Genomic DNA, 21,829 nt, shown 5'->3' with positions numbered 1-21,829 from the left:
CATGCAGACCACCGATCGCAGCGCATTGCGCCGCCTGCTCGAACAGCGCGCGCGCAAACCGAAGCACCTTCCGGTCTCCTTTGCCCAACAGCGCCTCTGGTTTCTCGACCAGCTGCAGCCCGGCTCCGCGCAGTACAACGTCCACCAGGCCATGCGTTTGCGCGGCACCTTGGATCGCCTCGCGCTGGAACGGGCGCTCGACGAGGTGGTGCGCCGCCATGAATCGCTGCGGACGACCCTCGCACTGATCGGCGACGAGCCGGCGCAAGTGGTTGCCCCGCCATCGCACCGCGCCCTGCCGTACGTGGATCTCTCCGGGCTCGACGACGGCGAGGCGGAGATGATGCGGCAGGCCGAGGCCGAGGCGGCATCGCCGTTCGATCTGTCCGCGGGCCCGCTCTTTCGCGCCCGGTTGATCAAAGTTCGCCACGACGAGCACGTGCTGCTTCTCACGATGCACCACGTCGTTTCGGACGGATGGTCGATGGCCGTGCTTGTTCGCGAGTGCGTGGCCCTCTACCTCGCGTACGCGGCGGGCGCACCGTCGCCGTTGCCGGAGCTCCCGCTCCAATACGCCGACTTTGCCGTCTGGCAGCGTCAGTGGCTCGCGGGCAACGGCCTCGATGGGCAGCTCGCATATTGGAAACGGCGGCTGGAAGGCGCTTCCGGCGTGCTCGATCTCCCGACGAGCCGCCCGCGCCCGGCGCGATCGTCGGGCGGGGGAGCGCGCAAGGACATCGCGTTCGACGCGGCGTTCACCGAGGCTCTGCGCAGCTTGGCGCGGCGCCAAGGCGCGACGTTGTTCATGACGTTGCTCGCCGGTTTCGGCGCCCTGCTGTCACGGTACTCGGGTCAGACGGACGTCATCGTCGGGGCGCCCATTGCAAACCGGAACCGGCCCGAGGTCGAAGGCCTCATCGGCTACTTCGTGAACATGCTGCCGCTGCGCATCGACTTCGCGCACGATCCCCGCTTCGTGGACGTGCTCGGGCAAGTTCGGGATCGGTCGCTCGAAGCGTACGCGCATCAGGACATGCCTCTCGAGAAGCTCGTCGACGAGCTCCAGGTACCGCGCGCCGAGAACCGCACGCCGCTCTTCCAGACCGCGTTCGTCCTTCAGAATACGCCGCTGGCCGACGTCCAGATCCCCGGCCTCGAGCTCGCGCCCATCGAGATTGCGACGGGGACGTCCAAGTTCGACCTGCTGCTGGAGCTCAAAGAAACGCCGGACGGGTTGGTCGGCAATTTGGAGTACGCCACCGACATCTTCGATGCCGCGGCCATCGACCGCATGGTGTCGCATTGGCAGAATCTCCTCACGGCCGTCGTGTCGAACGAAGCCGTGCGCCTGCTCGACGTGCCGCTGCTCTCCGCGGAGGAGCGCCACACGATCGTCCACGCGTGGAACGACGCATCGGCCGATTACCCGCACGACGTGTGCATCCATGCGCTCGTCGAGGCACAGGCCCGGCGCACGCCCGATGCGACGGCGGTCGTCGAGGGCGACGAGTCGCTCTCGTACCGTACCCTGAACGAACGCGCGAACCGGGTTGCCCATGCGCTGCGTGCGCGCGGCTTATGCGCCGGGGAGCGGGTGGCCGTGCTCATGGACCGGTCCTCGTGGGCCGTCGTGGCACTTCTCGCCGTGTGGAAGGCGGGCGGCGTCTACGTCCCCGTCGATCCCGAGTGGCCCGACACGCGCCTGCGGGACGTGCTCGAATCGGTGGGGGTTCGCCGGGTGCTCACCACCCGTGCGCGATGCCGCCGCGCGGAGCGGTTCGAGGCCATCGTGCTCGATGGGGACGAGTCCGCAGCGTTCCCCGGGGACGACCTTCCCGCGAGCGCGCTGCCGGAAGGCGAGGCCTACGTCATCTTCACCTCGGGCTCGACGGGTAAGCCGAAGGGCGTCGTCGTGCAACACCGCGCCCTCGTGAACATGGTCACCTGCACGAACCGCCTCTTCGGGCTGGGGCAGGAGGACCGCTTCCTGTTCGCGGGATCCCTCGGGTTCGACCTATCCATTTACGACATGGTGGGCCCCCTCGTTGCTGGGGCAACCATCGTCGTGGCCCCACCCGCCGTGACCGGCGAGCCGCGAAAGCTCGTCGAGCTCCTCTGCGATGCCGGCATCACCGTCTGGCATTCGGCGACGGCCCTGTTCGTGCAGCTCCTGGACGATCTGCCCGAGGCCCCGGGGCTGAAGACGCAGTCCTTGCGGTGGGTGCTCATCGGTGGCGAAACCATGCCGCTTCGTCTGCCGGAGACTGTGGGCGCGGTGTTTCCGCGTGCCAAGGTGGTCAACATCGGCGGAGCCACCGAGTCGACGGTATGGTCCAACTATTACGTGGTGGACCGGGTGGAGCCCGGCTGGGCGAGCATCCCGTACGGGCGCCCCTTGCCCAACGTGCAGTACCACGTTCTCGATGCTGCGTTGAATCCGTGCCCCATCGGTGTCCGGGGGGAACTTTTCATCGCGGGCGATGCCGTCGCCTTCGGGTACGCGAACGATCCCTCCCTGACGGCACGGAAGTTCCTGCCCAATCCATTCTCGAAGGTGCCGGGTGCACGCATGTACGCGACCGGCGACATCGCGCGCTACCTCCCCGATGGGGTCCTCGACTTCGTCGGTCGCGTGGACCATCAGATCAAGCTGCGCGGCTTTCGCATCGAGCTTGGCGAGATCGAATCCGTGTTGGCGCAGCACCCGTGCGTGGCCGAGTGTGCAGTTCTCGTCAAAGGAAAGCGCTTGGTCGCCTATGTGACGGGGCGCGATGGCGCCGCGCTCGAGGCAAGGCAGCTCGGGGAGCACGCGGCGGGGCGCCTGCCGGGTTACATGGTACCTGCCGTCTTCGTGCAGCTCGAGGCGTTGCCTCTTACGTCCAACGGCAAAGTGGATCGGGCCGCACTGCCCGAGCCGCCGGCCGAGTCGGCGGGGACCGAGTTGCTCTTACCGCGGACGGAGCTCGAGTCGAAGCTGGCCGCGATTTGGAGCGAGGTGCTCGACGTTTCCCGGCTCGGCGTCACGCAGGACTTTTTCGACCTCGGCGGCGACTCGCTTCTGGCGACCCGGCTCGTCTCGCGGGTGCGGCGCGAGCTCGAGGTGGAGCTACCTTTGCGCGCGCTCTTCGGAGCCCCCACCGTGGCGGGACTGGCCACCGTCGTCGAGCAGGCGCGTGGGGCCGATGCCCCGATTGCGGGGCGGTTCGAACGGGTTCCGCGCGAACGCGCGCGCCTGTCGTTCCCGCAGGAGCGCATGTGGTTTCTCGAGCAGCTCTATCCCGGCACCGCGACGCAGAACGTCCCGCTGGTGCTTCGCCTCGAGGGGTTGCTGCCTCTGGCCGTGCTCGAGCGCGCATTGGCCGAGCTTTCGGCGCGGCACGAATCCCTGCGCACCACGTTCACGGCGGAGCGCGGCGAGCCCTGGCAGATCATTCATCCCGCGGGACAAAAGGCCCCCCTTCATCTCGTCGACCTGAGCGCCCTCGCACCCGAAGAACGCGCGCGGGAGGTGGAGCAGGTCCTCGAACGCGAGGCCGGGGTGCTCTTCGACTTGGAGGCGGGCCCGCTTTGGAAGGTGACGCTCGTTCGCGAGGCCGAGGAGCGGCACCTGCTCGTCATCAACTTGCACCACCTGGTGACCGACGGCTGGTCGATGGGCGTCCTGGTTCGCGAGCTCGAATCGATCTACCGCGCCTTCGCCGCGGGATCGTCTTCGCCACTGCCGCCGCCCTCGGTGCAGTACAGCGACTTCGCGCATTGGCAGCGGACGACCTTGCACGAAGAGGCCCTCGCGCCGCTCCTCGCGTATTGGAAAGCGCACCTGGACGGGGCGCCGCGCGTCCTGGATTTACCCTTGGACCGACCCCGGGGTGCTTCCGTCGACCAACCCGGCGCCATCTTTCCGGTGACGCTTCCGTCCGGACTCGGCGAGAGGCTGCGCGCGCTCTGCCTCGAGGAAGGGGCGAGCTCGTTCATGGCCTTGCTCGCGGCGTATGCGCTGCTGCTCGGCCGCTATGCGCGGCAGGAGCGCGTGGTCATCGGCAGCCCCATCGCCAACCGGCACCATCAGGAGTTGGAGGGCGTCGTCGGCCTGCTCGTGAACACCCTTCCATTGAAGGTCGATCTGGAGGGCGATCCCAGCTTTCGCGAGCTTTTGCGTAGGGTGCGCGATGTGGCACTGGGCGCCTATGCCCATCAGGATTTGCCCTTCGAGAAGCTGGTCGAGGCCATCCAGCCCGATCGCAACCTGAAGACGTCGCCCATCTTTCAGGCGATGTTCGTGCTCCACAATTATCCGTTCGCGCCGCCGGCCCTCGAGGGACTGCGCGTGGCGGCCATCGATCCGCCGCGGAACAATGCCCGGTTCGACCTGACCCTGGTCCTGTTCGAATCGGGTGGCGGTTTCGAAGGTGGGCTCGAGTACAGCACGGCGCTCTTCGACGAAGAGACGGTGCGCGACATGGTCGCCCACCTGGTCAGACTCCTCGAGGCCGTGGTGGCGCGCCCCGAGCATCGCGTCTCGGAGCTCTCTCTCCGTTTGCCGCCTGACGAGGAGCGCCAACTCTTCGCCGGCTGGTGCCGCTCCAACGCCCACGTCGATGCGCCGGCGAGCCGGCTTCGCGTGCACCAGCTGTTCGAACGGCAGGCCATCGAGACGCCCAACGCCATCGCGCTACAAGTTGGCGATCGAACCCTCACGTACCGCGAGCTCGATGCGCGCGCGCGTCGCCTGGCGGGGCGCCTCGTGCAACTCGGCGTGAAACCGGATGTGCCCGTGGCCATTGCGCTCGAGCGATCCGTGGAAATGGTGGTCGCCGTTCTGGCCGTGCTGAAAGCCGGGGGCGCCTACGTTCCGCTCGATCCGGCGCATCCGGTGGAGCGCTCGGCCTACGTGCTGGAGGACTCCAACGCGCGGGTGCTGATCACGCAAGCATCGTTGCGGGAGCGGTTCGCAACGACCCGCGCGCGCGTTCTCGATGTGAACGAGGACGCGGAAGCTCCGCCCCACCACGCGCAGGCGCCAGCCGGCGGCTCGCTCGCGTACGTGCTGTACACGTCGGGTTCCACGGGACGGCCCAAGGGCGTGCAGGTGACGCACGAGGCGCTCACCAACGTCATCCTCTCCATGCAGGACGAGCTCGCGCTCACCGCTGCCGATCGGCTCCTGGCGGTGGCGACCCTCGCGTTCGACATCGCGGCCCTCGAGTTGTATGTGCCGCTCATGGTGGGCGCCCGCATCGTGCTGGCGGACCAGGCCACCGTTTCCGATGCGCATCGGCTTCTGCAGGTGCTCGAGACCTCGGGCATCACGTTCATGCAGGCCACACCGTCGATGTGGCGCATGCTGATCGAAGCCGGCCTGGGCGCGGTGCCGGAGCTCAAGGTGCTCTGCGGCGGCGAAGCCCTGTCCCGCGATCTCGCGGACGCGCTTCGGAGTCGCGCGGGCCGTGGCGTGTGGAACGGCTACGGGCCCACCGAAGTGACCATTTACTCCACCACGTCGGAGGTCCCCGCCGCCGGCCCTGTATGCATCGGCCACCCCGTGGCCAACATCGAGACGTACATCCTCGACGAGCGGCTCGATCCCGTGCCGGTCGGAGTTCCCGGCCAACTCGCACTGGGCGGCATCGGACTGGCGCGCGGTTACTTGGGACGACCGGATCTCACGGCGGAGCGCTTCGTCCCGCATCCGTTCGGGCCGCCCGGAAGTCGCCTCTACCTCACGGGCGATCTCGTTCGTTGGCGCCGCGACGGAGGGCACGAGTTCCTCGGCCGGATGGACTCGCAGATCAAATTGCGCGGGTACCGCATCGAGCTCGGCGAGATCGAGTCGGTGCTCGAGCAGCACCCGGCCATCGGTGAGGCCGTGGCGGCCATCCGTGACGATCGCGGGGAGGCCATTCTTTGCGCGTATTTTCATGCGAAAGATGGTGCGCCTTCGCCTACGGACCTGCGTCGCTTTTTGCGCCGGCAGCTGCCCGAGTACATGGTGCCCGCGGCCTTCGTCGCCATCGAGGCGTGGCCGCTCTCGCCCAATGGCAAAATCGATCGCCGTGCGCTTCCGGCGCCGCGGCGGACCGGCGACGAGAACCACATGCCCCCGGAGACGCCGACCGAGGTGGCGCTTGCCGAGTGCTGGCGCACGCTGCTCGGTGCGGAGCGCGTGGGCCGCACGGACGACTTTTTCGATTTGGGAGGGCACTCGCTCCTGGCGGTGCGACTGGTCGCGGCCATCCAGGAGCGATTCGGTACCACCGTTCATCTGCGGAGCCTCTTCACGGCCCCGCAGCTTGCGGAGCTGGCAGCCAAAATCGACGGCGGCGGCGATACCCATGCACGCGGCTCCTCTTTGGTCGCATTCGGTGGTGGCCCCGGCCCCGCGATCTTCTGGGTCCACCCGATTGGCGGATCCGTCTTCTGCTACGCCGAGCTCGCCCGTGCGCTGAAGCCCGACATCGCCTTCTTCGCGCTGCAGGCCCGCGGGTTGGACGGCGAAGCCACGCCGCGCGACCGCATCGAGGGCATGGCCGCGGCGTACCTTGCCGATCTCCGGCGCGCGCAGCCCAAAGGCCCTTATCATCTCGGGGGCTGGTCGATGGGCGGCGTGGTCGCCTTCGAAATGGCGCAGCAGCTCCTCGCCGCAGGCGAAACGGTCGCCTCGCTCGTGCTGCTGGACAGCCATCCGCGCCCGTTCCAGTCCGAGGAGGCCTCACGCGAGGCCATCGCCGAGGACTTCCAGCAGCTCTTGCCCGAGGGAGCCGGCATGCCGCCCGAGCATGTGCTGCGCACGTACGAGGCCAACGCGCGCGCGCTTTCGAACTACCAACTGCGCGCCTACACGGGAAAAATCGTGCTCATCGCGGCCGACGCGCACGTCGCCATCCTGAGCGACACATGGCAGCGCACGACCGACCTCGCCATCGAATCGCATGCGCTCGCCGCCGATCACTATGGTCTCGTGAAATCGCCGCACGTGCAGGCCGTGGCCGACCTGGTGCGACGCGCTTCGATGCCCGAGGAGGAAGCGTGAGCCGCTCGGAGACCATCCGCCCCACCAACGGCCTCGCGCTCTTCTACGCCATGATGGCCGGGCAGTTCGTGTCCTTCTTGGGCTCCGGTCTCACGGCCTTCGCACTCGGCGTATGGGTCTACCAGGAAACGCACTCCGTAACCCGCTTCGGCGCCGCCATTGCATGCCGATCCATCCCATTCGTCGTGCTATCGCCGCTCGCGGGCTCGCTGATCGATCGCTGGGACCGCAGAAAAGGCCTCATCGCGGCCGAGTCGCTGGCCTCCACGGGCACGCTCGCCGTCCTCGCGCTGCTCTCGGCGGGATGGCTCCGGACCTGGCACGTCTACCCCGTCATCGTGGTGAGCGCCATCGCGCACACCTACCGCAACACCGCCCTCAACTCCGTGGCCACCGTCTTGGTGCCCTCGAAGGACCTGGGGCGCGCCGCCGTGGCGCCCACCATCACACAGGCCGCCGAGCAGCTCGTTCCGCCGTTGCTTTGCCCGTACCTGTTGCTGGCCATCGATCTGCGCGGTGTCCTCCTGCTCGATTTCGTCAGTTTTTCCGTCGCGCTCCTGCCGCTCGTCCTGGTGCGGATCCCCGCGGCGCCGAAAGGCGAGGGCGCCTTGGCCCAGGGGCTCCTCGGCGACATTCGCTTCGGCTTCCGCTACATCGGCGAGCGCCCGGGACTCCTCGGTTTGGTCTCCTTCGCCGTGGTGATCAACTTCGCCTTGTGCGCCGCCGAGACGTTGCTCACGCCGTACGTGCTCGACATGGTGCCGTCGCCCGAGGAAGGCCGCGTCATCCTCGGCCGCGTACTTTTCTGCTGCGGTATGGGCGTGCTGGTCGGCAGTGTGCTCATGGGCATCTGGGGAGGCCCCCGCCGACGCGTCCTCGCCGTGTACGCGTTCGGTGCTGTCTACGCCGCAAGCTTCGTCCTGGCGGGCTTGCAGCGTTCGGCGGTGCTCATCGCCGCCGCGGGCTTCGCCATCATGTTCAGCGTCACCTTGGTCAAAACCACCAACTTGGCCATTTGGCAGTCCAAAGTGGCCGCCGACGTGCAAGGCCGCGTGTTCGGTGCCATCACCATGATTGCCTGGTGCGTGGCCCCCGTGGCGCAGCTCTCCGCCGGCCCGCTGGTGGCCCTCCTGGGAGGCCATACCCGCGGAAATTCCCTGCTGTTCGTCACCCTCGGGTTCGTCCTCATGGTGATGGTCGGCGTGACCTTTTTCCACCCGCGCATCCGCAACATCGAAGACGAGCTTCCCGAGCTTGGAAGTCCTTGAGCCATGAAAACCGAATTATCCGCCTTGCCTTTCGTCGAGTGTGAACGCCGCTCCAACGTGGGCCGAACCACGTTCATCGAGGAGCATTTCCTACCGGGCCGCCCCGTGATCATCGAGGGCGATGCCCACGGCTGGCGCGAGCGCTGGACACCGGAGTTGCTCAAGCAACGATTCGGCGACCGCATGATCGAAGCGAACACCGGCGAATTCATCGCCGTTCATCGCAAATACGTGCCGATGAAGCTTTCCGATGTCATCGACAACATCACGTCGGGCTCCCGCGAGTACCGACTGCGATCGCTCGAGTTCCTCGACATCATCCCCGAATTGCGCCACGAACTCGAACGCGACGGATACTTCCGCGAATATTTTTCCGCGCCCTTTCTCATGCACAATCTGTGGCTCGCCCCCCCCGGCGGCACGTCGGGGTTTCATCACGATTTCGGCTTCGAGAACCTGAATTTCCAGGTGTGCGGGAGCAAAACGTTCTACCTCGCGCATCCGTCCAATTATTCGAATCTCGACCCGTTCGAATTCAGCGCGTCACCCGTTCATCCTCTGGCCCCCGATCTGGAGCGTCATCCCCGCGCGGCCAATGTCCAATTCGTCAAAGCCACCCTACGGCCCGGGGATATGATGTACGTGCCGCGTTTCTGGTGGCATTTCGTGGTCGCCGAGGAGGTATCCCTCAACATCAACACCTTTGCGGTGCAAGCTTCGACGGCGCGCATTTGGGCTTCCACGACCGGTTTGCCCATACGCCACCGCATTCCGCTCGCATTTACCGCACTCACCCAGCGCCGGCGAAGCCTCGATCGCGCGCGGATGGAGACCTTCAATTGGGTCGCCAAGTATGGCCGGCAACTCCGGCTCCCGAACTTCATGGGGAAACGCGCATGATCCGATCCGGACTGTTTCGCAGTTATTGCTACCTGCTCGCCTTTGGCGGCGGCTTCTCCGTCATGTTGCTGGAGATGTGCGCCTTTCGCGTGCTCCAAACCAACTTTGGCTCGTCGATTTACGTGACCGGCGTGCTGCTCGCTCTGATCATGATTGCGCTCTCCGCGGGCTATTACCTCGGAGGTGCCATTTCCAAGCGCTCTTCGTCGCTGGGCGTGCTGTTCCTTCAACTCGTGGGCGCGGTGCTTTACGCGGCTCTCGTCGATGGCGTGCTCGCCGAACCGGTCCTCGATTGGTCCTTCGGCCTGCGAAAGGCCATGCCGAACCTGTTGGCGGCGCAATCGATTCCGCCGTCGGTGGCGACGTTCATTCTGTATTTCGTGCCGATGATCATCTTGAGTCAGATATCGCCTTATCTGATCAAGGTCATGTCCGTCGTGGCGGCGCGCGATGCGAAGGATGCGAGCGTCACAAGTGAGGCCGCCGTGGGCGCCACCAGCGGCAATTTGATGGCCATTTCGACCATCGGGAGCATCGTGGGCACGTTGTTGCCGTCGTTCGTGCTGATTCCGCACTTCGGCGTGGGCGGTACGATGCGAGTTTTCAAGCTTTTCATCGTGTTGTTGCTCGTGCTGGGGTGGGCGGTCGCGGCAAGCCGGCAGCGCGCGCTCATGGCGATCACCGCCGCGGTCTCCATCATCGCGCTGGTGATTGCACCGCGCCCCGCGATGTCGAGCGAGCCGGTACAGGAGAATCAGCGCACGCTCGTCTTCGAGTCGGAGTCGCACTACGGCAACGTCAAAGTCTTTCGGGAGCTCGACGGAGATGGCGACGAGGAGCTGGTGCTCATGCCCTGGCGCGGGTACGAGCACTCGCAGGTGCACCCCAAAAAGCCGCTCAAGAATCAGTTCACCACCGCGCACATCAACGTGGGCGTCGTACGGGGCGCGAAGAAGTACCTGTTGCTCGGCACCGCCCTCGGTGGCGTTGCCTCCGCCCTGATGGACCTCGACCCCAGCGTGGAGGTGACCGCAGTGGAAATCGACCCGTTGCTCGTCGATTTGGCCAAGAAATACGCTCCGCGGCTGGAGAATCCCCATGTGAAGTTCGTCGTCGACGATGCGCGCGTCTTTTTGCGTGAGACCCAGGAGACGTACGACTACATCATCGCGGACATCTTCGCCGGCGAGCAGGTGCCGGTGCACTGCATCTCCCTGGAGTTCTGGCAGCTCGTCAAAAAGCGCCTCGCGCCCCACGGCGTCCTGCACATGAATACGAACCTCATGGACAACTACGTTCCGGACGGGTTGGCCGAGGAAGAAGCCTTTTCCGCGTCGCGGCATCTTCAGTCATCGTTGCTCCACGCAGGGTTTGCCTCGCTTTTTCAAAGCGAGTTCTTTCTGCACGGGCACCTTTACGCCTTTGCCGAGCCCACGGAGCCCGCCGCCCTGCGCGCCGAGTTGGCCGATTACGCACGCGTGGAGAATCACTCCACCGACGTGCGCGCATCGGCGGCGCTGGCGGCGCTCACCTTGGTTCCCGTTCCGGATGGGCGCCGGGCCGTGCGACCGTTTTCCGATGCGTGGGTGCCCGACCATCTTCTGCATCTCAAACAGAATTTCGGCGGTCATTTGAAGTCGATTGTCCACGCGAAGGACAAGCCCGCGTGGGCCGAGTTCGAGCACCGGACCGATCTTCACGCCATCGTTGCGCGGCACTATGTCGAATTCGCCTCATCGGATGGACCGACGGTGGATGCGCTCCAGCGGTACATGAAGGGCCCCGGCGGTACTCGGTATTGCGAGGATGTGGAGCGCTGGATGAATCAATCGCAGGAATCGCCGTATCCTGATTTGGCAAAGTACTTTCACACCCTGGCGCTGGAAGATTGCCACGCGAAGATCGTCGAGGAAAAACACGCCACCGGGCCGTTCGCACGGTATCTGGACGCCGCGTGGAACATCTCGGAGAACCGCGCGGCCGCCGCGCTTCCGAGTTTGTTGGAAATGAGCAATTCACTTCGTCGCATGTAGAAGGGACCCACGATGTTCGATCTAGATGCTGCAAAATCGTTGATCTTTGGCACGTTCAACGGAGCTCCGCCGGCCTCTGGCGCGGAGTTTTCGCCTCAGGTTGCCACCAGCGCTGCCATCTTTGGATTTCCGCCGCTGCCGCCGGGAATCGGCGGGCTTCAATTCTTGGTTGGCTTTTTCCGTTCAGCCTTTCCGGATCTCGTCTTCGAGTGCACCAAGACGGTAGGGCAGGGCTCCAGCCTGGCTTGCCGGTGGGTGGCGCGGGGCACGCACGGAGGGCGCCTTTTCAACATTCATCCCACGGGGCGGCCCGTCCAGTTTTCGGGGTCGTTCGTCTTTTCCGTGAGCCAGGGCAAGGTGGTCAGCCTGCAGATCGAAGCGGGGCTTTTGGAACTCGTTCCGCAATTGGGCATGGCTCCCTCGTTCGGTGCGCAAAACCAGACAAATCAGACTGGAGGTCACGTCGATGCTGCTCGGTGAAACACTCGCCACGCACAGCGTGGAAGGCTTCTTGTCCGACGACGAGATCGCGAAGGTGCTCTCGAGCATGGACACGCTCAAGGAGCGCCTCCGTCCCGACGAGTTGCAGGCCGGTCTAAACGGTCAGACGGTGCACAACCTGGGACCCCTCGCACTCAACGCCAAGCAAACGGTGTCCGTCTTCGAGCCGAACGGGCGGGTGGAGCTGTCGCAACTCCCGGAATCCGTGCTCGATTTGCTGGATACGGCCTTTTACCGGCGCATCGAGGACATTCGCCGCGTATACCCGTCGGTAGCCTGGGCCCGCGAGTGGACGTACGTCGAATACGGGCCGGGACAACTCATCACGTCCCATGTGGATTCGGTGGGGCTTCCCGGCAATGTCGCGCCACGCAAGGCGGGCGCCTTCAGCATCACGCTGGCGGACGACTTCACGGGGGGCGAATTTTACGTGGAAAGCTGCGGCTCGGAGCAGGTATGGATGCCCAATGCCGCCTCGCCCCGCACCGTTCCATTCGCTGCCTACAACAACGATTGGTTCCGCAGCATCCCGAAGACACGCTGGACGACCCGCGCCTCGAAGGGAACGGCGCTCTTTTGGGGCTCGCAGCTGATTCATGGCACGAACCCGGTGAAATCAGGTGTCGCGAAGAAGATTCTCGGCTTCATCGAGGCAAGCACGCCCCTCGATTGAGCCGGTCCTTGGCCTGCAGTACACGATGTACCTTAGCTTGAAAAAAATGCTCGGGTTCGTGCTCGCGTTGGCCGCGAGCGCGGCCCCTCGCAGCGCATGGGCCGACGACGAATCCTCGGTCGAAGTGGTCTCGTTTCCCACGGTCGCCCTGGTGCGGGCCCTGGAGGTGAGTGGCACGACCCACAAGGACACCATCGCGTCGCTCCTACCGCGGCCTTTGCCGGCGACGATGCGCGGCGACGAAATGGTCGAGTTCGAGCGCCGGATCAACAACCTGGGCATCTACGATTCCGTCTCGGTGAGCTACGACGCCGCGAAGGGCACGATGAACGTGGCGGTGCGGCGCAAATTCACGCTCACGCCCTCGATCGAGTTCTCCAGCGGGCAGTCGCTGGCCGACACGTACGTGATGCTCGGGCTCACCGAATACGACTTTCTCGGCCGCGCGCTCATGGCTTGGGGCGAGGCGAGCTACGAGCAGCGGGGACCGAACTTCGAAATTGGCTTCGCCGAGCACGTCTTCGCGGCCAACAGCTTCATGCTGGGGGCGGAGGCGTATTATCAAAGTGCGGGCTTCCGTTTCGATTCCGGCGATGGCTGGTACCGAAATCGCGCCGGTGCGGTGGTCCGCCTGCACCCACCGTTCACGTACGGCACACCGCTTCGCTACGAGCTATTTCTCAACTATTACCGAGAAACGAGCACCGAGCCCGATATCACCTACACGCCGGGCGACGGGCACGCCGTGCGTTCGGCACTCGAGATCACGTGGGATCGCTACACATGGCGCGATCTCGCCCCGAGCGGCGTCGAGCTAACGGTCCACGGAATCACGGGTGGATTTTTCCCGGCGAACCAGCCGCGCCACTCGCTCAAGGTGAACTTCATCGGCGCCATCGCCCCGACGGAGACGACCGCGCTCATGGTCCGGATGCGCGGAGAGGTTTTTTCCAAGGGAAACGTGAACCATAGCGCGCTCCTGGGCAGCCTCGAGGGCGTGCGCGGCCTCGATGACGCGTTCTTTCGGAATCAGGTGCAGGCCTTCGTCAACGTGGAGGCCCGGCAAGCGTGGCGGTTCGCCCGCCGGTGGGCGGTGCAGGGCGTGCTCTTTACCGACGCGGCCGTGTTTCGCCCCTTCGACGCCCACGCCGAAACCATGACTGCGCAGTCGGCCTGGTCGGCGGGCGGTGGCCTGCGCCTCATTCCCACGTCGCTCACGCAGCTGCTACTTCGATTCGATGCGGGAACGATGATCCATCCGGATCGGCACTTCTTCGTTCAATTCGGCTTCAAGCAGTATTTCGAATGACTAACTGGCGGCCGCGAGGGTGCGTTCCAGATCGCCCTTGGGATAAAGCCGATCGAGCTTGTCGTATTCGCGGCGAACGGCCACGAGGATATGCGCGAGGCGAATCGGGGCGTCGGATTCGGCGGCCCCATAGGCGGCGGAGAGAACGGCGTTTTTGATGGCGCCCCCGGGGATCTCGAAGCGGCGTGCCAGTAATGCGAAATCCACCTCGGCATGAACGGGCGCGTCGGGCGGCACGGCGAGGCGCCAAATGCGTTCGCGGGCCGCCGCATCCGGCTCCGGGAATTCGACGACGTAGTGCAGGCGTCGCGCAAAGGCTTCATCGATGTTGGCCTTGGCGTTGGTGGCCAGGAGAATGACACCTTCGTGGGCCTCGACGCGCTGGAGCAGGTAATTGACCTCCATGTTGGCATAGCGATCCGTGGAGGAGGATACGCCGGTGCGCTTGGCAAAGAGGCTATCGGCCTCGTCGAAGAAGAGAATGCTCTGGCCCTTCTTGGCCTCGTCGAAAATGCGCCCCAGATTTTGCTCGGTCTCGCCGATCCACTTGGAAAGAATGCGCGAAAGGTCGATTCGATAAAGTGGCATATCGAGTTCGTTGGCGATGATTTCAGCCGCGAGGGTTTTCCCCGTACCGGGCCGGCCGAAAAAGAGGGCTTTCACGCCATGGCCAAGGGCGTGATGGCGGGCGAAGCCCCAGGTCTCACCGACATGAGCGCCGTGTTTGACTTGGTTGCAAATGGCGCGCAGTGATTCGCGCGCGCCCGGCGGCAGGACCAATCGGTCCCAGCGCGCCTCCGTCGGCTGCGCGCGGGTGGCGAGTCCATCGAGACCATGGTGCAGTTGCAGTTTGCATGCATTCTCGAGGCCGCACGATGTCGCTTGGATGGACGCGCGCTGGATTTGCCCGGGTGTAAAGGCGTAGCGCGCGGCGATGCCGGCGGCACGCTCGTCGGAGATGGCGTCGCCGAGGAGATCGCGCCAGATTTGGGTTCGCTCGAGGGCCGAGGGGAGGGGGAGCTCCACGGGCGTGAAGGGGCGCTGGTAGAACGGCTCCGGAAGGGTGACGCCTGCATCGAGGACAAGGGCCACGGGCACCGCAGCGGCGGCGAGGAGCTCGGCCGACGGAGGGTCGAGCGGACCCGAGACGATGAGCCGCGCCCCCGCGAACTGCGCATCGCGGATGGCGCGCGTGACGAGCGCCGATGCATCGGCGGCACGCGTTTGGAGGACGAGTGCCGCACGCTGTTCGCGTGCGGCAAGCGCCAACCCGAGTGAGCGCCGCCCGATGCCCGGCGGACCGGAGACGATGAGGGTGCCATATCGAGGAAGGGGCTCGGCGCGCTGCCGGGATGCGAGCGGCGTCGAGGCCGCGACGACCACCGCCGAGGTGAGGGTGTACGTGCCCGCCGTGGTGACGTGCGGGGATAGCTCGCCTGAGGTCACGTAGCGCACGACGCGCGGGTCGAGCGCAGCGTGCGCATAGTGGGCAAGCGCATCGGGCTCGAGCGAGGCGGTCAGGCATCGCCGCAGGTCCGAGGCCGGGTCGAAGGCCCCGAGCACCGCGATGGGATCGCGAAGTATTTCCGCGAGCGCTCCGACGGTGGGGCGGGTCTCGTTGAGTGCGTCGTGCAGGTGCGCCATGAGGATCCCCGTGCGCGGGTCGAGGCTGCACGCGAGCAAGAGGCGAAACACGTCGCGTTCGATGCGGGTCGTTGCCACGACGCGCTCGGCACGAAAGAGGGGATCGCCACCGTCCCACTCCGCAAGGTCATCGAGTGTGTCGCGCGCAAGCTCCGCGGCCCCCCCCGGTTCGAGCCCCGTCCTTGCCGCATCGAGCGCGGAAAGCTCCGCCACGAGCCGTTCCACCTCGGCACGCGGCGAATAGGTGTCCGCTCCTGGGCTGCGACGCGCGAGCGCTTCCGCAATGGCATGCGCGGCAAACCGAACGACGAGCGCGAGGGTGGCTCTCATGGGCGGGGACTCCGGGGATTCATCATTGGGTTTCATGGTTCGTGAAGTCCGTAAGGCCGATTCTCGAAAACGAGCCTCAAGTCCCGCCGACCGAGCCACGGCACATACGGGCTATCGAGCAGGAGCCCCGCGCGAAGCAGGGGCTCGTACGCGGGCGTAAAGGGAAGGTGCACTTCGAGGGCATCCTCCGTGGGGACGAGGCGGCCTTCGAGGGAGAGAACATCGTGGGCGAGGTCCACGGTGGGATCGACCTCCTGGAGCCGTGAGCGAACCTCCCCGACGCAGGCGCGCGCCCATGCGTCACATGCCGTGTCGCGGCTGTGGGCCGCGGTGTCGTTCTCGTTCTGGTCGCACGCGGCCAGCGCAAACGCGGCACATTCGGCGGGGGGCCATTGCTCGGCGTCGAGGGCGAGCTCGTCGGCGGGCGGCACATCGAGAAGCCCCGCGAGGGCCGCGATCGCGTATTCATCATGGGGCTCGCGACCGAGCACGCAAAGCGCAATGCGCCGGAGTACCTCGAAGAGCGCAAACGTGGGCTCAGGATGAATGGCCTCGAGGGCCTGGGCCATACCAAGATCGAGCAGCGGACGAACGAAGAGGGCGAGGCCCGCGATGCGCGTGGCGTAGATGAAGGGCTCGACGGCGAGGGGGTCCTCGTCGAGGGAAATGGGACCGACGGGAGAATCGAGTGCAGGGAAGGGAGTCTCCGCGGTAACCGGCGCGTGCGTTTTCGTGTCGCGAGGCATTGCGCTCTCCGGGAGGAGCGGGCGCCCAGCCTCGCGGATCGAATCGGCAGTTCGCGAGGCGTCCAGCGGCGCCGCGACCTCGCTCCGCGCGCTCTCTCCGTCATTTCCGCGCGGGCGAGCATCGGTCAGCAACACGCGCTGCAGAAGCACCAACAACGCCGACACCGTGGTCGGCGACGCAAGAATCAACTCGGGCGAGATCCGCGAAAGCTCGGCGATCCCCAGGAGAAGCCGCCGCAACGCGTGCACATCCACCCCGCCGCTTCCAACGCTATCGCGAGCCCCGCCGATGCGCGCAAGTGCCCGATCCGCTGCACGCTCGAACCGAACCGCCACCCGCTCGACGTCCGCGGGCGTACAGCTCGCCGAACCAACATCGCCAAGCTGGCCACGCACCCGTTCGAGAATCGCAACAATGACCGACAAATCTGCCGCCAAGATCACCCCGAGCCGCCCCACCCGCGCCAGCTGACCAAGGGCTTCGAGCACACGTTGCGCTCCCGCCAAGCCGAGCCACGCTTCCGCGGGCTCAATCAGTTTATTGCCCAAATCAAACTCGTCGTCCGTCGTGCCGAGGGCGTCGACATCACCCAACCCCCGCCCACTTCGAACCTTTTGCGCCAAGCGGATAAGCTCCATCGGCGGACGAACGTCTCGTCGCAGCCCGTTCACGGGCCCGCTCTCTTGCGATGCCGCCAAAAGCACTTCCATTGCGATGGCCTTCCCCACGGCATCGGCTATTGCCCGCGGATCGTCTCCAGCGTCGATTCGCAAATCGAGCTCGAGCCTGGGAATAGCAATCCATGACGTATTCAACTCTAGGGCGGCATCGAGTTCCTGCTCGAGCACCACAAGAATGGCCCGCACCCACGCATTCGCGCTCGAGGGCACCGCGTTGAGGCCCCTGATATCCAACTCTGCGGAAGCTATGACAACCTGTTCGCTCAATATCTCACCCAGGTTCGAGCTGCAGCACTGTTTCTAGTTTTCGTTCAAGACAATCGACTTCAACTCAAGATTTTCCCCCGGCCACAATCCTCTCCCACAATTCGCGTTCGGCCGGTCGTAGGACGATTAAGGACTCTTCGGCCAACTGACTCACCAAGGCGTCGTCTTGCGTGAGCAGAGCACGCAATGCATCCACGGATTCTTGGGAATCATACCAGCGCAGCTGTCGTGCTACATGTTGACGCGGCGAGCGCGTAGCCCGTATACGCACGGCCTCTCGAAGGAGGCATTGGTGAATACGTGAGTCCCGGAATGACTCCATCGATACGAGCGCGTGCAAGACGACCTTTTCGTCGACATCACGTTCGACCAACTCGATCAAGAGAGGAATGCCTCGTGCGTCGGCTAACTCACCGAGCCCGTATGCTGCGGTCTCACGCACCTCAGAATCTACATCCGAAATGGATTCCAACAGAAGTTCGAACAGCCCATCCGCCGACTGAGCGATGGCTTCGTCCAACCTCTTCTCGCGTTCTATTGCATCGGGGGTACGAGTCTTCTTCATTGTTTTGCTCGCGTGAGATATTCGGCGGGGATTTGACCTTCGATGAGAATCTCTTTGTTCTTCTCCATATCTGCCTTGACAGCGCTTGCAAGCCTTCGGACCTTTGGCTTCTCAGCCTGCATCATAGCAACCACGTCATTCGGCGTAAGTATCCGAATTTTCCCCTCCTTCTGCAGAGTCTGCAACGCCTCCCATACCGCTTTGGCGATAATGTCTTTACGAGTGAATTTTGCCGCTCCACCTTTGTGGCTTCCGATGATCTCCGAGAAGGACACATACCGGCTGGTCATCGTTCCCTTCTTTTCGCTAACGTGCTCCCACGGTGTTTGAATATCTGCGGTATTGGCTTCTTCACTGTCGAGAGGCAGCCCGATGGGAGTCCCGACGACCCATTCGTCGTCCGCTCGAAAGAGAAAGCGGCGCGCTTTTGCATCGTCGCTGGCCTTGTTGACTTCCTCCGCGAGCTTAATCGTCTCACCGGATTCGAAATGTGCCTTGCCAACCTCTTCCTCCGCACTGGCACTCGCGACTATCCTGAAGTCCTGCGATCGGCCTTCGACCGGAGCTGCTTTCAGAGTTTTGAGCCCCTCGGGACGGAGCGACCTCAAGATGTTATCAAGGATATTCAGCAGCGTCTCCCGATCGTGGATCTTCGCCGCAATCGGTCCGGAAAGCATGACTCGCGCCTTGATCTTCACGGCTCTACTTCTTTGCTCGTCGTTCGTTCGCGCGTTTGGATCGACAGCCGTCTCCCCATCCATTTGACTGTCCAGTTGCGCGTCCTTCTTCGCTACACTGTTCGATGGTGGGTCACTGAGGGCTAGCTTGGCAGCCACCCAATCGATCACCTTGTCCAACCCCGCATCCACCGCGGCTTGCAGCCCGCCCACGGTCTTCTTCACTTCATCGGGAATGCCCCCCAACCCGAGCAGCCGCGCGAACAAGTCGATCACGACCGGCACCAGCATGCCCAGGGCCTTCTCGATCAGATTCGCGGCGCCGCCGATGGCGCCCGAGAGGATGTTCGCCGCGCCATTCACCACGGCTTCGACGAGGCTGAAGATGCGGGCGGCGTTGTTCACGACCCACATGACGGCGTTGTAAATCAGCTTGAGCGCTTGGAAGACGGCGCCGGCGGGGTTGAAGAGGGAGACGACCCACTCGACTGCCCTGGTTACGACGGCTTGCGTGACGTAGCTGACGATGGCTTCCTTGACCGCGGTGACGATTTGTTCGGGATCCAGCTTGTCCTTGACCAGCTTCCAGAGGCCTTCCCAGCCCTCGTTGATGAAGGTCGTCAGGAACTGCACGGCGAGCTCGATGCGCGCGATGTTCTTTTCGCCGATGTGTTTGACCAGCTTCGCGCGAATCTTTGGCCAGGACACCCCCAGGATCTGCAGGAAGAACGTCAGCAACGACTTCACGCTGAAGTCCGACGGCGGGACGATGCCGGCGTCTTTCATCTTCGACGTGAGCCACGTCAGAAGGCCCTTGCCCAGATGGGAGACGATGTTGTCCTTGAACTGATTGAACCCGAGCTTCAGCGCCTCGAGCAGGTTGTTCGCGAACACCATCGGCTTGTCGGCAATCTGATCGACGACCGCGCCGAACTTGTCGACCAGTGCCCAGAACGATGCCGGCGGGATGCCCACGATGCGAAGCAAGCCATTGACGATCGCCCGCACCGGATCGTCGATGAACTCGCCGACCGCATCTTCGAATTTCTGCCAGAGGCCCTTCGACTGCTCGCGGAGCGCGTCGACCTTGGCGCGTTTCTCGGCGACGGTGGACGTGAGCTTGCCCGTGAGCTCCTGCGTGAAGTTCTTGCGCGCGCCCTCCACCTCGGTCGAGAGGGCGTCGAACTTCTTCCCGATCTCCGCCTCTTTGTCGAGCGCGAATTCCTTGAAGGAGCCGTCGAGGCCTGCAATGGTCTTCTGGATCTCGCGCCGCGCTTCCGCGATGATCTGCTGGCAATCGCGAATGACGGTGTTGACCCACTTGCTGACCGAAATGGCCAGTTCGCCGATCTGCTCGCCGAACTCCGTTTCGGCCTTGTCGTAGGCCTCGACGATCCAATCCGGCAATCCGGCGAAGAAGTCGCGGATGCTCGACAGCGTCGACTCGCGCCGTTCTTTGATCCAATGGTCGACGCGCGCGAGCGTCTGCTCGAAGTTCTTGCTGATCGGGTCGAGCCCGTCGTCCCACATCTTGGTCGCGCGGTCGGCCAGCGGCTCGAGCTTCGCGCGCACTTTGTCCTCGGCGACTGCGTAAATGGCCTCGAGCGTCTTTCCAAGCGCCTCGCGTTTCCTCTCCTCGGCGGAGATGGCCCCGATCTTTTCGCCCTCGACGGCCGCCAGCTTGTCAGCCCGCGCCTTTTTCATCCGGGCGAGGGCTTGCGCCTCGGCCTGCGCGAAGTCCGCGGTCGCCGCCGCGCGCAGCTCCTTGTCTCCCTTGACGACCTGCGCCGGGCCCCAAATCGCGAGCTCGCCGAACTCACCGCGCGCCGCCCGTGCTGCTGCCACCGGCCCGTCTTGAACGAGTGCCGCCTCGGGTCGGTCGAGGCCCGCCGCCTTGCTTCGCGAGGCCATCGCATTCTTGTCGGCCTCGAGCGACACCTCCCCAGCCGCCACGGGATCCGGCGCTGCCGTTGCCGCGTTCACCGCGGGGGCGGGGGGCGCCGCGGCCAGCGGCGGAATGGGCAGCACCTCCTTGGTGACGTGCCCCTCCGGCTTGTCGTGAACCGGCTCGTACCCGGTTTTCACGCCTTGCGCGGCCGCACGCACATCGCCGGCAACCTCTTCACCCGCAGCCTGGGCCATCTCACGCGGTTTTGCCTTGCCAAGATCGTCCTCATCCAGCGGCCGCTTTTCGCGAATCAATTGTCGAATGCGGGCGGCCTTCTTCACGATCTCGGGATCGGGCGGCGCACTGTCCTCGAGCTTGGCCGCGTGCTCTCCGAGCGCCTTGCCGTCCGCCTCCGCCTTCGGCTCCCGGGCTGCGGCGCGTGCCTCCTCGGTGGCCGACTGCGCACTTTGGTGCATCTTGGCGGATTGCCCTTGCTCACCCGCACGCGACGTCACGGCCTGCAATCGTGCGCGCTCCTTCGCCGTCAATCGTACCGGCGCCACGCCAGCCTCGCCCGATGTTGCCGGCGCAACAATATCGCCCCGTGCGACGTGGGCCTCCTTCGCCGTCATCCGGCCCGACGGCGATGCGGGACGCTTCGGAGCCTTTCCCGGCACGGCCGCCGCCGCCCCCTTGGAAGGGGCCGCGTGGTTGCTCTTCGCTTTTGCACTCTGCGCTGCGGCCGCGGCCATCGCGCCTATCTCATGCAAAGCGCGGCCCGTAGGCTCTACGCGACGTTTCTCGGTGCCGCCGACCAACCCGCGTTGCACGATGCATCGTGCAACGTTGCTCTTGCAACGCAGACGCTACACGCCAAGCAGCGCGCGGACCATCGCGTACTTTGCCGTCAATCGATCGCGCGCCGCGGGATCCAGCGCCGCAAGTCGGACAGGATCCGCATTGTGCGCCAAGTCCGCCTCTTTCACGAGCAATGCCCCCGGGGTGGCAAGAATGCGCGCGGCATAGTCCTTTAGCGGCTCGCCGGGTCGCTTGGTGACCGCCAGCACGATGTCTTTCGTCTTCCGCGCCAACGGCGCCCCGGCAAGCCATTCAGCGGAGAGACACCCATCTTCGACGGCGTCGTGCAACCAGGCCGCAGCGATCTGTTCGACCGAGCCGCCCCGAACGGCGACCCCATGAGCAACCGCCGCGAGATGTTCCACGTACGGACGGCCTGCCTTGTCGGTCTGGGTAGCGTGAACCCGCCGAGCAAGCTCCTCGACCTCGGCCAACGTGAGATTCACGATGAGACGTCCT

12 protein-coding genes are annotated in these 21,829 nt (G+C 64.9%); 7 read left to right on the top strand and 5 right to left on the bottom strand.

What is annotated here, in order from left to right:
* Position 1: 1 nt before the first annotated feature.
* Genes LZC95_21260 through LZC95_21230 form a run of 7 tightly spaced genes read left to right on the top strand, consistent with a single transcriptional unit; the run spans position 2 to position 13,714 of the window.
* Positions 2-7,030, top strand: a complete 7,029-nt coding sequence (locus LZC95_21260) for an amino acid adenylation domain-containing protein (protein ID WXA99337.1) — start codon at positions 2-4, stop codon at positions 7,028-7,030.
* A complete protein-coding gene (locus LZC95_21255) occupies positions 7,027-8,298 on the top strand; it encodes an MFS transporter (GenBank protein WXA99336.1) in 1,272 nt (423 codons plus the stop codon). The genes LZC95_21260 and LZC95_21255 overlap by 4 nt, the downstream gene beginning before the upstream one ends.
* A gap of 3 nt (positions 8,299-8,301) precedes the next feature.
* Positions 8,302-9,198: a cupin-like domain-containing protein gene (locus LZC95_21250; GenBank protein WXA99335.1), complete on the top strand. Its 897-nt coding sequence runs from the start codon at positions 8,302-8,304 to the stop codon at positions 9,196-9,198.
* Positions 9,195-11,231: a fused MFS/spermidine synthase gene (locus LZC95_21245; GenBank protein WXA99334.1), complete on the top strand. Its 2,037-nt coding sequence runs from the start codon at positions 9,195-9,197 to the stop codon at positions 11,229-11,231. Before LZC95_21250 ends, LZC95_21245 begins: the two co-directional genes overlap by 4 nt.
* A 12-nt stretch (positions 11,232-11,243) precedes the next feature.
* A complete protein-coding gene (locus LZC95_21240; protein ID WXA99333.1) occupies positions 11,244-11,711 on the top strand; it encodes an ester cyclase in 468 nt (155 codons plus the stop codon).
* Positions 11,698-12,405 carry a hypothetical protein gene (locus LZC95_21235; GenBank protein ID WXA99332.1) on the top strand — a complete coding sequence of 236 codons (708 nt, stop codon included), beginning with the start codon at positions 11,698-11,700 and terminating at the stop codon, positions 12,403-12,405. The genes LZC95_21240 and LZC95_21235 overlap by 14 nt, the downstream gene beginning before the upstream one ends.
* A 37-nt stretch (positions 12,406-12,442) precedes the next feature.
* Positions 12,443-13,714 (top strand): hypothetical protein, encoded by a 1,272-nt coding sequence (locus LZC95_21230; GenBank protein ID WXA99331.1) that lies wholly within the window; start codon positions 12,443-12,445, stop codon positions 13,712-13,714.
* Here the strand turns inward: LZC95_21230 and LZC95_21225 are convergent, their stop codons facing one another.
* The 5 genes from LZC95_21225 to LZC95_21205 all read right to left on the bottom strand — a co-directional run bounded on the left by LZC95_21225 (position 13,715) and on the right by LZC95_21205 (position 21,816).
* Entirely contained in the window at positions 13,715-15,688 is a 1,974-nt protein-coding gene (locus LZC95_21225; protein ID WXA99330.1) for an ATP-binding protein, read from the bottom strand.
* A gap of 32 nt (positions 15,689-15,720) precedes the next feature.
* A complete protein-coding gene (locus LZC95_21220) occupies positions 15,721-17,301 on the bottom strand; it encodes a hypothetical protein (GenBank protein WXA99329.1) in 1,581 nt (526 codons plus the stop codon).
* A 145-nt stretch (positions 17,302-17,446) separates the two neighbouring features.
* Positions 17,447-17,947: a HEAT repeat domain-containing protein gene (locus LZC95_21215; protein ID WXA99328.1), complete on the bottom strand. Its 501-nt coding sequence runs from the start codon at positions 17,945-17,947 to the stop codon at positions 17,447-17,449.
* On the bottom strand, positions 17,944-21,264 hold the full coding sequence (locus tag LZC95_21210) for a hypothetical protein (protein ID WXA99327.1): 3,321 nt from the start codon (positions 21,262-21,264) through the stop codon (positions 17,944-17,946). The genes LZC95_21215 and LZC95_21210 overlap by 4 nt, the downstream gene beginning before the upstream one ends.
* Positions 21,265-21,378: 114 nt before the next feature.
* Positions 21,379-21,816 carry an HD domain-containing protein gene (locus LZC95_21205; protein WXA99326.1) on the bottom strand — a complete coding sequence of 146 codons (438 nt, stop codon included), beginning with the start codon at positions 21,814-21,816 and terminating at the stop codon, positions 21,379-21,381.
* Positions 21,817-21,829 lie beyond the last annotated feature (13 nt).

The organism is Sorangiineae bacterium MSr12523 (assembly GCA_037157775.1).
Lineage (GTDB): Bacteria > Myxococcota_A > Polyangia > Polyangiales > Polyangiaceae > Pendulispora > Pendulispora brunnea.
Note: the sequence above shows the minus strand (reverse complement) of the source record. Positions and strands in the feature narration are given on the sequence as shown.